This is a genomic window from Bradyrhizobium sp. USDA 3311, assembly GCF_054062495.1.
Window position 1 is genome coordinate 1,577,806 of record NZ_JBSSFI010000001.1, and the last position, 11,783, is coordinate 1,589,588.

The window sequence follows — 11,783 nt, forward strand, 5'->3', positions numbered from 1 at the left end:
TTCGCGTGCCCCGGAATGACAGCCTTCCACTAATCCGCGTGCAGCACGCGACCGCGCGTCTCCGGCAGCGCGAAGGCGGCGATGAAGAACAGCGCGTAGGCTACCACCGCAAACATCGCGATTGCGTTCGCAAGCGACGTCGTCGCCGACAGCGCACCGACGAGGAACGGAAACAGCGCGCCGATGCCGCGGCCGAAATTGTAGCAAAAGCCCTGGCCGGAGCCGCGCAGCCGCGTCGGATAGAGCTCAGTCAGGAACGCGCCGATCCCCGAGAAATAGCCCGAGGCGAAAAAGCCGAGCGGGAAGCCAAGCACCCACAGGATCTCGTTGGTCAGCGGCAGCTGCGTATAGAGCAGCACCACGGCCATGGCCCCGAGCGAGAAGATCAGGAACAGATTGCGCCGTCCGATCCGGTCGGCGAGCCAGGCGCCGGTGAGATAGCCGATGAATGAGCCGATGATCAGCGTCGAGAGATAGCCGGTCGAGCCGACGATCGACAGATGCCGCTCCTTGGTCAGGAACTGCGGTACCCAGAAGGTGACGGCGTAGTAGCCGCCCTGACAACCCGTCGCCATCAGCGACGCCAGGATCGTGGTCTTCACCATCGGGAAGGTGAAGATCTCCCAAAGCTTCGGATGACTGCCCGTTTCCGCATGCCTGGCACGGGCCTCGGCTGCGATCTCCGGCTCGGTGACGGAACGGCGGATGTAGAACACCAAGAGCGCCGGCAGCGCGCCGATCACGAACATCCAGCGCCAGGCCGTCTCGGCCGGCAGAAGCGAGAACAGGATCGCCTGCGAGAGCACGGCGAGACCCCAGCCGACCGCCCAGCCCGACTGCACCGAGCCGACCGCGCGCCCGCGATATTGCGGCCGGATCGCCTCGCCCATCAGCACGGCGCCCGCCGCCCATTCGCCGCCGAAGCCGAGGCCGAGCACGGCGCGTGCAATCAGGAGCTGGTCGAAATTCTGCACGACGGCACAGACCAGCGAGAAGAACGAGAACCAGATGATGGTGATCTGGAGCGTCCTGACTCGTCCGATATGGTCGGAGAGGTAGCCGCCGAGCCAGCCGCCGATCGCAGAGGCCAGCAGCGTCACGGTGCCGGCGAGACCCGCCGAGGCCGCATCGACCTTCCACAGCGCGATGATGGTGCCGATCACCAGCGGATAGATCATGAAGTCCATGCCGTCGAGCGCCCAGCCCGCCGCGCAGGCCCAGAACGTCCGCCGCTCCGGCGCGTTCATGTCGCGATAGAAGGCGAGAAGGCTGGTGTCCTCGATCTCGGCGCGTTCGATGCGCTGGTTCGGATCGGCTGTGGTCATGTGTGTTTCCCCGGCAGTTTCTTAAAAGCCGCGCGGTGGTAGCACGCGCAGCAGCGGGCGCAAGCCGGCGCCCGCTTCCGTGCCATGCGGCGGACGAGTTACTGCCCCGCCGCCTCTGCACCGCGTGTGCGCGGATCGGGTGCGCCGAGGGGGCCATTCGGTGTCACCGCGATCGAATTGGCCGAAGTCTGTCCCATCGGCTCGACGATGGGATGGTCCATTGCCTTCAGCTCGAACAGGACAACGTCGGGAAAGCCGCGCTCGACGCGCACCTCGTCCGGCAGCCATTGATGGTGCAGCCGCGGTGTGGCAACGGCGGCGGCCACATCCATTTTGTAATCGAGCACGTTCACGATCACCTGGAGCACGGTGGAGATGATCCGGCTGCCGCCGGGCGAACCCGTCACCAGCACCGGTTTGCCGTCTTTCAGGACGATGGTCGGCGACATCGACGACAACGGTCGCTTGCCGGGCCCTGGCAGGTTGGCCTCGAAGCCGACAAGGCCGTAGGCGTTGGACGCGCCGACCGCCGCGGTGAAATCGTCGAGCTCGTTGTTGAGCAGCACGCCGGTACCCTCGGCGACGAGGCCAACGCCATAGCTGAAGTTCAGCGTGTATGTATTGCTGACGGCGTTGCCGCGGCTGTCGACGACGGAGAAATGCGTGGTGTTGCTGCCCTCGCGCGGCGAGGCGGCGGCGGAGACCAGCTGCTTCGACGGCGTGGCGCGGCTGGTGGAGATGCCCGCGCGCAGCTTGGCGGCGTAGTCCTTTGCCGTGAGGGTCTCGATCGGCGCATTGACGAAGGCGGGATCGCCGAGATAGCGCGCGCGGTCTGCATAGGCACGCTTCATGGCCTCGATCAGGAGATGCAGCGATGCCGGCGATCCCTGCTTGAGGTCGGCAAGCTGAAAGCCTTCGAGGATATTGAGGGTCTCCACCAGCACCACGCCGCCGGAGGAAGGCAGCGGCATCGACACGATGTCGTAGCCGCGATAAGTGCCGCGCACCGGCGTGCGGATCACCGCCTGATAGGTCTTCAGATCGGCTGGCGTCATGATGCCGCCCGCCTCGGACACGGCCTTGGCGAGTTTGTCCGCGACCGCGCCCTCATAGAAGCCGCGTGGTCCCTGCGCGGCGACGGCCGCCAGCGTATCGGCAAGGTCGCCCTGCACCAGCCTGTCGCCGTCACTGAGCGGCGCGCCATCGGGGCGCGAGAAGATCCTGGCCGCGGAAGGCCAGCGTGTCAGCCGCCGGTGCCAGCCCGGGAGCGTGTCGGCGATGTCGTCGCTGACGACGAAGCCGTCGCGGGCGAGCGCGATCGCGGGCTCGAGCAATTGCGCCAGCGTGAACTGGCCCGAGCCATATTTTTCCAATGCCAGGGCAAGGCCTGCGACGGTTCCGGGCACGCCGATGCCGAGCGCGGAATCGCGCGACTTCGCAATGTCGGGCTTGCCGTCGGGGCCGAGGAAGATTTGCGGCGTGGTCGCTGCCGGCGCGGTCTCGCGATAGTCGATCGCGATGTCCTCGTTGCGCTCGGCGGAATGGATCATCATGAAGCCGCCGCCGCCGATATTGCCGGCGCGCGGATAGGTCACCGCCATCGCAAAGCCGGTCGCGACCGCGGCATCGACGGCATTGCCGCCGCGTCGCAGGATATCGGCGCCGACCTGCGCCGATATCTTTTCCTGCGCCACCACCATGCCGTGCTCGGCTGCAACGGCATGCACCGTGTCGAGCGCCGGCGGGACATAGCCCCGCCGCGCATCCTGCGCGGTCGCAGATGCCAGACCAAGCGCCAGAGTGGCCAGGAAGGCGAAAAACGTCCGCCGGGTCGAAAATGACGACATCATCAATTTTCCGCCGGGTCCTCGGGACAGTTCACACGCGTCGCTTATGCTATACGGTTTGCCCCAAGACAGGCAAAACTGTTCGTGATGAGGACTGCGTGATGACGACGATCGCCTCGGATGCGCGCATGGCCGGCGTGCTGCGGACCTATCCGCCGCGCGCCGCTGTCATCAGCTGGATCTTTTTCGACTGGGCTGCGCAGCCTTATTTCACGCTGATCACGACCTTCGTGTTCGCGCCCTATTTCGCCACCAGCATCGCGCCAGATGCTGCCACAGGCCAATCGCTGTGGGGCTTTGCGATGGCGGCTGCGGGCCTCGCCATCGCGCTGATGTCGCCGGTGCTGGGGGCCATCGCGGATGCCTCGGGCCGCAGGAAACCATGGATCGCGGGGTTCGGCACGCTGCTGGTGCTGGCGTCCTGCACGCTGTGGATCGGCAAGCCCGGCGATCCCTCAGTCATTCCGCCCCTGCTCACCGCGGTCGCGCTCGCCAGCGTCGGCGCGGAATTCGCCACCCTCTTCAACAACGCGATGATGCCGACCCTGGTGCCGCCCGAGCGAATCGGCCGGCTCTCCGGCACCGGCTGGGCTACGGGTTACATCGGCGGCATCGTGAGCCTGATCATCGTGCTCGGCTTGCTCGCTGCGAATCCCGAGACCGGACGCACGCTGCTCGGCTTCACGCCGCTGTTCGGGCTCGATCCGGCCAGCCATCAGGGAGATCGCGCCGCCGGACCGCTGACCGGGGTGTGGTTCATCATCTTCGTGACGCCGATGTTCCTGTTCACGCCGGACTATCCGGCGAAGCGGCCGGTGCGCGAGGCGCTACGCAAAGGCCTGTCGGAGCTGAAGCAATCGATCAGGAGTTTGCCGCAGCAGAAATCGCTCGCGGCGTTCCTGCTCGCCAACATGATCTACACCGACGGCCTGGTGTCGCTGTTCGCGTTCGGCGGCATCTACGCCGCCGGCACCTTCGGCTGGCACACGATCCAGATCGGCACCTTCGGAATCATGCTCGCCATCGCCGGCGCGTTCGGCGCCTGGCTCGGCGGCAAGCTCGACGATCATCTCGGGCCGAAGCGCGTCATCGCCGGCAGCATGCTGATTCTGCTGCTGTCGGTGGCGGCGATTCTTCTGGTCGACAAGGACAGCGTGCTGTTCGTCAAGGTCGCGGCCCCCCAGCCGGGCGCGCCCCTGTTCTCGAGCGCGGCTGAACGCGCCTATCTCGTGCTGGGCTGCCTGATCGGCGCCGCCGGCGGTCCGCTTCAGGCTGCCTCGCGCACGTTGCTGATCCGCCTCGCGCCAAAGGATCGCATCGCGCAGTATTTCGGCCTGTTCGCGCTGACCGGGAAAGTGACGTCCTTCATCGGCCCACTGCTGATCGGCATGATCACGGCGGTGACGGCCAGCCAGAAGGCCGGCATGGCCGTGCTGGTGGTGTTCTTCGTCGCGGGACTGGGGCTCTTGATGCGGGTGCGGGAGTAGCTTCCCGCCGTCATTCCGGGGCATCGCGGAGCGATGAACCCGGAATCCAGAAGTTGTCGCGCGAGATTCTCAGGTGCGCAATTGCGCACCAGAGTTCGCGCTGCGCGCGCCCCGGAATGACGGCGAAATCAGTGCCTGAAATGCCGCGTTCCCGTGAACACCATGGCGATGCCGTGCTCGTCGGCGGCCTTGATCACCTCGTCGTCGCGCATGGAGCCGCCGGGCTGCACCACGGCGGTAGCGCCGGCCTCGATGCAGGCGAGCATGCCGTCGGCGAACGGGAAGAACGCATCCGAGGCCACCACCGAGCCCTTGGTGAGCGGCTCGGCGAGCTTCAGCTCAGCCGCCGCATCCTGCGCCTTGCGCGCCGCGATGCGGGCTGAATCGACCCGGCTCATCTGGCCCGCGCCGATGCCGACGGTGGCGAGATCCTTGGCGTAGATGATGGTGTTGGACTTGACGTGCTTGGCCACCCGGAACGCGAACTTGAGGTCCCGCATCTCGGCGTCCGTGGGCGCACGCTTGGTCACGACCTTGAACGTCATGTCGTCGACCACGGCGTTGTCGCGGCTCTGCACCAGCAGGCCGCCGGCCACCGTCTTGGCGGTGAGGCCCGGCGCGCGCGGATCGGGCAGGCTGCCCGCGAGCAGCAGGCGGAGGTTCTTGCGCGCGCCGATGATCGCGATCGCTTCCTCGCTGGCGTCGGGCGCGATGATCACCTCGGTGAAGATCTTCGTGATCTCGCGCGCGGTGTCGGCGTCGAGCGCGCGGTTCATCGCGATGATGCCGCCGAACGCCGAGGTCGAATCGCAGGCGAGCGCTTTGCGATAGGCGCTGACGAGGTCGGAGCCCTCAGCGACGCCGCAGGGATTGGCGTGCTTGACGATGACGCAGGCCGCGGTGCGCTTGGCGTCAAACTCGCCGATGCACTCATAGGCCGCATCGGTGTCGTTGATGTTGTTGTAGGAGAGCTCCTTGCCCTGCAGCTGCCGTGCGGTCGAGACGCCCGGGCGCTTGTCGGGAGTCGCATAGAATGCCGCGGTCTGGTGCGGGTTCTCGCCGTAGCGCAGCGACTGGATCAATTTGCCGCCGAAGGCGCGGAAATCAGGTGCGTCGATCTCGAGCTGCCGGTTGAACCAGTTCGAGATCGCGGCGTCGTAGGCCGCGGTGCGCGCATAGGCCTTCGCGGCAAGCCGCCGGCGCAGCTTCAGCGTGGTTGCGCCCTTGTTGGCGGCGAGCTCGTCGAGCACCGCCTTGTAGTCCTCGGCCTCGACCACCACGGCGACGTCGTCATGGTTCTTGGCGGCGGCGCGGATCATCGCGGGGCCGCCGATGTCGATGTTCTCGATGCAATCCTCGAAGCCCGCGCCTTTGTCCACGGTCGCCTCGAACGGATAGAGATTGACGACGAGCAGATCGATCGGCGCGATGCCGTGCGCCTTCATCGCATCCGCATGGTCCTTGTTGTCGCGGATCGCGAGCAGGCCGCCATGCACCTTCGGATGCAGCGTCTTGACGCGGCCGTCCATCATCTCGGGGAAGCCGGTCAGCTCGGAAACGTCCTTCACCTTGAGGCCGGCCGCGGCGATCGCCTTGGCGGTGCCGCCGGTCGAAACCAGTTCGACGTCATGGGCGGCAAGCGCCTTGGCGAATTCGATCAGGCCGGTCTTGTCGGAGACGGAAAGCAGGGCACGGGTGACGCGGCGGGGATGGTCAGTCATGAGCAAGATCCTCTGTCTTAAGGAGTGTCTATGCCCAGGCGCGCGGCGTCTTAAGTCCCGCGCTTCCCGATGGTGCTCCATCCAAGGTCGCCAGTCGCGCGAGCGAGCGCTCGATAGCAGCTTTCGGCCGTTTTCACAACGATGAGATGGGGCCGAATCGTGCGCATTTACAGCGGAAGTTCCGGCTCGCGGCGGGCGTTGCGGCGGGCATTGGTGACAGCGGGCGAAGCGGTGGAGCGGACAAAGCTCCAGCGGAGCGAGGGCGCCTGGCGGGCATCCTGCCGGACCACGATCTGCGCGGTGCGGCGCGGGCCGTCATTGCCGGCCAGGAACACGCTGTCCTCGAGATCGACCTTGTCGTCGAGCGCCTCGAAGGTCCAGACGTCGCGGTTCGGCAGCACCAGCATGACGCCGCGGGCATCCGACAGCCGGCTCGCCTTCACCGCCGGATGCAGATGGAAGCGGACCGCGAAATCGGCATCCGCACCCTTGAAACGTCCGCCTTGCGGCGGCGACAGCGTGTCCTCGCCGTCGATGCGCGCGCCGTCATTGGCGATCATCAGGACGCGGCGATGGATCGCGCCGAATTTGGCGAGATAGCCGTCATGCGACGTCGTGAGCAGCGTGCCGTTCTGAACGACCTCGCGATAGCTCTCGACCTCGACCGGGCCGCTGGTGACGGGCGAGCCATGCAACAGCCGCTTCATCGCCGACATCTCCACGAACTGGCATGAAGAGGTGTCGTGATAGGTCAGCGTCGAATGCGCCGCCGTGCTGCGCGCGAACGGCCGCCAATTGTCGCGGCCCGTGGTCGGCATCCCGCAATTGGTGACGATGCGGCTGATGCCGGAGGACAATTCGAACGACAGGCAGCCGGCATGGGCGTCGTGGCTGACGCCGGCCGGCGGTGGCGGCCCGGTGTCGATGATCAGTGTGGTCTGGCCGGCATCGAGGCGCTGGAAGCCGGTATGCGGCATGTTCGCCATTGGCGCGCCGTGGGTGTCGTCATAGGCGAGCAGCGTGGCGAGCAGGTCCGAGGGCGTTGCGCTCATGCCGTTGAACAGCGCGAAATTGCCGTCGCCGTGCCGGAAGAAGCGCAGCATCGGCATCATGCGGTCGATCGCGTTGAGCAGCGCCGGCGGCGGCGCGATGTTGCGCGCGGCAAAGGTCTGCCGCAGCGGCAAGAGGTCGATCAGGAGCTCGATCAGCGCGCCCGGATTGCGGGAGATGTGTCCGCCGTCGGGCAGGATCTGCCGCTGCAACTCGTCCGAAAGTTTTTTCGAGGCGCTGCGGATATGGCGCGCCTGGTTGGCGAGGCAGAGTGTCGTGTAGCACAGCGCGATCAGCACCTGGAGCTTCGGCACCCCGTCCGGGATGTTGACCATGGTGTAGCGCAGGAAGCGGATCTCGCGGGCCAGCGCGCGCAGATAGCGGCGGTAGAATTTGTTGTCGGTGTCGTTGAGCACCAGGGGCGCCTGCGACAGCAGCGAGATCACGCGCCGCGCGAGCACGTCGGCGCGCCGCGCGACGAGGCGGCGCTTGTTGGCGGGGTTGGCGATCCAGTCCTCGACCAGCGCGCGCGCATTGGCGCGCGTCAGCGCGGTGTCGGCGGCGCGCAGATGGCGCAGCCAGCCGAAGCCGAGCAGCGCAACCTCCCAATCCTCCGACGGCGGCTCGAGATCGAAGATCGAGCGGCCGTGGCAATTGACGATCTTGCCGGCGAAGACGAAGCGGCCGGCATAGATCTCGGCGGCGCGGGTCGCGTCCGCGGTGCGCAGATCATGCGGCGCGATGATCAGGCGGTCGGTGCGGCCGGGCCAGACCCGTGACAGCGCAACGGAGCCGCCGCTCGCGCGCGCGAGCATGTTCCGCGCGAAGCGGTTCATCACCAGCGTCGAGATACGTCTGCGTTGAGCGACCGACACGCCTTGCCTTGAAGGGGGAGAGGAGGATTCCGACGAATCCTTATTAATCCCAAAATCGACCGTCTGACACCACCTTGAACGGCGGGAATCAACGCCGAGGTCGCAAAAACCAGTGCAAAATCAGGATTTAACGAGCCGGGCTGCAAAGAATCCGTCGAGGCCGCCGAGCTTGGGATCGGCGTTCGGCAGATGGCTGGGCAGGGTGCGCAGGTCGCCCTCGGCAGTGATGATCTCGGAGAGCCCTGAGACCTCCGACGCCTCGATCGGGACGCGGCGAAGTGCAGGCTCTGCGGCCAGCAGCGTGGCGATGGCCTGTTCGCCCTCTTCGGGTTCCAGCGAGCAGGTGCAGTAGACCAGCGTCCCGCCCGGCTTGAGCAGCGAGACCGATTTTCGCAGCAGCCGCTGCTGGAGCGCGGTCAGGGCGGCGATGTCGGACTCCTGTCGCAGCCAGGCCACGTCGGGATGACGGCGGATCGTGCCGGTCGAGGTGCAGGGCGCGTCGATCAGAATACCGTCAAAACCTTCGGCGGGGCCGGCCCATTCCGCGGCGTCAGCGACGACGGTCTCGGCCTGGAGCGACAGCCGCGCCAGGTTCTCGCGCAGCCGTGCCACCCGGGCGGGCGAGCGGTCGATCGCCGTGACATGCGCGCCGGCGTGCGCCAGTTGCGCGGTCTTGCCGCCTGGGGCGGCGCAGAGATCGGCAATGGACTTGCCCTTGATGTCGCCGAACAGCCGGGCCGGCAATGCGGCGGCGGCATCCTGCACCCACCATTGTCCCTCGGCGAAGCCGGGCAGCATGGTCACCGAGCCGTGCAGCAGCATCCGCACCGTCCCCGTCGGCAGCGTCTCGCCGTGCAGGCGGCTCGCCCATTGTTCGGCGTCCGACTTCACGGTCAGATCGAGTGACGGCTCATGGCCGAGCGCCAGCGCCATGTCTCTTGCGGCGGCCTCGCCATAATGTGCGCGCCAGCGCGCCAGCAGCCATGGCGGCAGGTCCAGCGATTGCGTGGCGACTTCCTCGACCAGCGCCTGGCCCTCGCGCGCACAGCGGCGCAGCACGGCGTTGACGAGGCCGGCATAGCGCGCGGCGCGCCGGTCGGATTGCACGAGGCGGACGGAGAGATCGACGGCGGCATGATCGGGCACGTCCATCCAGAGGATCTGGGCGGCGCCGATCAGCAGCGCGCTCTGCGCGCGCGGTGCTTCGGAGGGAATGCCCTTGTCGAGCAGGCGGGACAGCACATGGCCGAGCGTGCCGAGCCGGCGCAGCACGGTCGCGACCAGGCGGCGCATCAGCGCGCGGTCGCGGTCGGCCAGCGTCTTCAGTCCGGAATGGGCGCCGCTGCCGTCGAGCTGGTCGTCAAGCGTGCGGTGCTTGTGCAGCACGCCGTCGACGATGTCGGCGGCAATCCGCCGCGCCGCGAGACCAGGCACTTCGGATGGTGGGGCGAAACGTTGAGATGGCATGCGGAAGCAAGGTTCTGAGCGAGCGGCAGTTCCGCCGATATGGGCGCATGCCTTGAGAAAGCGATCTCTGGCACGCGAATATGCCAAATGTAAGAATCGCTTCCGGCTTTTTCAGCCCTTTGGGCCCGATTTCAGGAATGCGTTATTGGACGTCGCATTGCGGCTCGTCCTGCGCTAGAAGACCTGGCGATGAGTGACCAGCCACCCGTTTCCGATCGCAAGCCGCTGTCGCCGGCAGCCCAGCGCGCGCTGGCCGAGGCCGAGGCGCGCCGACAGGCTGCGGCGATCCAGGCCGAGGACGACGCCAAGGCGACGCCGAAGGAGTTGCAGGGGCCGAAGGGACCCGAGCCGACCCGCTACGGCGATTGGGAGCGCAAGGGCATCGCTTCCGATTTCTGAGCCGTCAGCCGGATCGGCCGATGATGCGGGCAAGGCTCGTCCCGGCCGCTAGAGATAATGGTGCTCCTGGGCGCGGCGCAGGTTGATGTCGACGGCGGCGGCGTAGAAGTGCGTGCCCTTGGTCGGGCCACCGACCGCGTACACGTTCGGATGAGCTGTGCCGTGGCGGTCGTGGACACGGCTGTCGTCGTAGCCGCAGCGAATCCCGCCGAGTCGTCGAACGCGATGAGCCCCTGCCGCTGCATGTCCTGATAGAGCGGGCTGGTGTCCAGCCGGTAGGACGGTCCTGTCGCGTCGATGACGTAATCGACGTCGTGACGATCGCCGTCGCCGAGGATCGCGCGAAATCGGCCGCCGATGCCGGTCACGTTGCGCAGCCGGGCGTGGGCCGAGAGCCTGCCCGAGCGCATCAGGTCGGATACGGATTGCGTTCTCCAGCGGCATCGCCGAACGATTGCGGAGCCAGCCGGAATTGTAGACGTCCATGAAGCGCATCTTCTCGACATCGCGCATCCGGCTCCAGGCATCGCACATCACGTCGATGACACTGACGAGATAGGAGTGGACGCTGGGCTCACCGGACTCGGCTCGCCCGATGTTGCGCTCGAGATCGGCCAGCGCGTCGCCGCCGACGTTGCGGCAAGACAGATCGCAGCGAATTCCGGTGGTCTCCAGCAGCAGTTCGGAAAGGCGGGCGGCAAAGGCGTCCGCTTCGATTCGCTCACGGCTGGCCACATAGCGATGCAGGGCGTCGCGGAAGCCATTTGCGATGGCGGGACTCGTCACCGGCTGCACCGTCGGAAACAGGCCGCTTCTGGAGAAGCAGGTCATCCTGACGGACTGGTGGGTTTTGGCCAGCGCCGCCGCGGTGTCGACCGCGCTGAGTCCGCTTCCGAGGATGCCGACCTCGACGCCATCGCGATCGGCGAAGGCGAATTGGGCGTAGGGGTCGCGGATGTAGTTCGGGTTTGCGGCGAGACCGTAATGGTCGTCGGGCGCGTTGTGACCGGTGCAGAGGATCAGCACGGACGAGATATGCGTGATGTTGAGGTCGGTCGTCAGCAGGACATCGCGATCCGGCGAGAACCGCATGCGGACAATTTCGGCATGCTCGACATGAACGGGCACGCCGGCGCTGCGGCATTGCGCGATCGCGGCCAGTCGCACGGCGTCGAGGTAGTCCCGATAGACCATCCGCGGCAGGTGCCTGTTGCCGTGGCAGGAGAGGCCGCGGGCCCGAAGCCAGCGCAGAAACTCGTCCGCGTCGCCCGGACGGATCGACATCGTCGACGCCTTCATGTTGAGCAGATGGCGGTCGCTCTGCGTGCGATAGGCAACGCCGCCATCGAAACCGGACTTGTCGAAGAGCTGAATTCCGCTGATCGCGCCGTTGTCTCGCCCTGATGCGGCGAGCTCCGCCAGATGACGCAAGATCGTGATGCCGGTCGCGCCACCGCCGACAATGCTGATGATCATCGCTCAATCCCCCAGTCTATATGTTTGACCCAGGCGCGAGCGGGGGCTCGGCGTGGGGGTCTCCCAAAGCCGTTGATTGTTCGTCACATGAGAAAGGTGGCTTGCGGCCGGCCTCGGGCCGGCCGCAGGACGTGCG

At 66.7% G+C, this 11,783-nt stretch carries 8 protein-coding genes and 1 riboswitch; of the genes, 2 read left to right on the forward strand and 6 right to left on the reverse strand.

Going from position 1 to position 11,783, the window contains the following annotated elements; all coding sequences use genetic code 11:
- Nucleotides 1-29: 29 nt before the first annotated feature.
- Together ACVWW6_RS07485 and ggt are read right to left on the reverse strand one after the other, a co-directional pair.
- Nucleotides 30-1,325 (reverse strand): MFS transporter, encoded by a 1,296-nt coding sequence (locus ACVWW6_RS07485; RefSeq protein ID WP_028174963.1) that lies wholly within the window; start codon nt 1,323-1,325, stop codon nt 30-32.
- A gap of 98 nt (nt 1,326-1,423) precedes the next feature.
- Nucleotides 1,424-3,175, reverse strand: a complete 1,752-nt coding sequence (gene ggt / locus ACVWW6_RS07490) for a gamma-glutamyltransferase (RefSeq protein ID WP_456680452.1) — start codon at nt 3,173-3,175, stop codon at nt 1,424-1,426.
- 98 nt (nt 3,176-3,273) lie between these two features.
- Between ggt and ACVWW6_RS07495 the strand changes: the two genes are divergently transcribed.
- The gene (locus ACVWW6_RS07495; RefSeq protein ID WP_456680453.1) at nt 3,274-4,659 is read left to right on the forward strand and encodes an MFS transporter; all 1,386 of its coding nucleotides are present in this window, start codon (nt 3,274-3,276) and stop codon (nt 4,657-4,659) included.
- A 128-nt stretch (nt 4,660-4,787) separates the two neighbouring features.
- On the opposite strand, the gene purH is transcribed toward ACVWW6_RS07495, so the two are convergent.
- The 3 genes from purH to ACVWW6_RS07510 all read right to left on the reverse strand — a co-directional run bounded on the left by purH (nt 4,788) and on the right by ACVWW6_RS07510 (nt 9,772).
- Nucleotides 4,788-6,380 (reverse strand): bifunctional phosphoribosylaminoimidazolecarboxamide formyltransferase/IMP cyclohydrolase, encoded by a 1,593-nt coding sequence (gene purH / locus ACVWW6_RS07500; RefSeq protein WP_028174960.1) that lies wholly within the window; start codon nt 6,378-6,380, stop codon nt 4,788-4,790.
- 25 nt (nt 6,381-6,405) lie between these two features.
- Nucleotides 6,406-6,488, reverse strand: a riboswitch (ZMP/ZTP riboswitch).
- A gap of 59 nt (nt 6,489-6,547) precedes the next feature.
- On the reverse strand, nt 6,548-8,266 hold the full coding sequence (locus ACVWW6_RS07505) for a heparinase II/III family protein (protein WP_456683129.1): 1,719 nt from the start codon (nt 8,264-8,266) through the stop codon (nt 6,548-6,550).
- A 159-nt stretch (nt 8,267-8,425) separates the two neighbouring features.
- Nucleotides 8,426-9,772 (reverse strand): RsmB/NOP family class I SAM-dependent RNA methyltransferase, encoded by a 1,347-nt coding sequence (locus ACVWW6_RS07510; RefSeq protein WP_456680454.1) that lies wholly within the window; start codon nt 9,770-9,772, stop codon nt 8,426-8,428.
- A gap of 189 nt (nt 9,773-9,961) precedes the next feature.
- On the opposite strand from ACVWW6_RS07510, the gene ACVWW6_RS07515 reads away from it, so the two are divergent.
- Nucleotides 9,962-10,171, forward strand: a complete 210-nt coding sequence (locus tag ACVWW6_RS07515) for a DUF1674 domain-containing protein (protein WP_011083407.1) — start codon at nt 9,962-9,964, stop codon at nt 10,169-10,171.
- Nucleotides 10,172-10,219: 48 nt separating this feature from the next.
- Here the strand turns inward: ACVWW6_RS07515 and ACVWW6_RS07520 are convergent, their stop codons facing one another.
- Nucleotides 10,220-11,647 carry an FAD/NAD(P)-binding protein gene (locus ACVWW6_RS07520; protein ID WP_456680455.1) on the reverse strand — a complete coding sequence of 476 codons (1,428 nt, stop codon included), beginning with the start codon at nt 11,645-11,647 and terminating at the stop codon, nt 10,220-10,222.
- Nucleotides 11,648-11,783: the final 136 nt, after the last annotated feature.

Excerpts from the sequence above, each read along its gene's own strand:
- ACVWW6_RS07485 (WP_028174963.1), bottom strand. The coding sequence starts at position 1,325 with ATGACCACAGCCGATCCGAACCAGCGCATCGAACGCGCCGAGATCGAG.
- ggt (WP_456680452.1), bottom strand. The coding sequence starts at position 3,175 with ATGATGTCGTCATTTTCGACCCGGCGGACGTTTTTCGCCTTCCTGGCC.
- ACVWW6_RS07495 (WP_456680453.1), top strand. The coding sequence starts at position 3,274 with ATGACGACGATCGCCTCGGATGCGCGCATGGCCGGCGTGCTGCGGACC.
- purH (WP_028174960.1), bottom strand. The coding sequence starts at position 6,380 with ATGACTGACCATCCCCGCCGCGTCACCCGTGCCCTGCTTTCCGTCTCC.
- ACVWW6_RS07505 (WP_456683129.1), bottom strand. The coding sequence starts at position 8,266 with ATGAACCGCTTCGCGCGGAACATGCTCGCGCGCGCGAGCGGCGGCTCC.
- ACVWW6_RS07510 (WP_456680454.1), bottom strand. The coding sequence starts at position 9,772 with ATGCCATCTCAACGTTTCGCCCCACCATCCGAAGTGCCTGGTCTCGCG.
- ACVWW6_RS07515 (WP_011083407.1), top strand. The coding sequence starts at position 9,962 with ATGAGTGACCAGCCACCCGTTTCCGATCGCAAGCCGCTGTCGCCGGCA.
- ACVWW6_RS07520 (WP_456680455.1), bottom strand. The coding sequence starts at position 11,647 with ATGATCATCAGCATTGTCGGCGGTGGCGCGACCGGCATCACGATCTTG.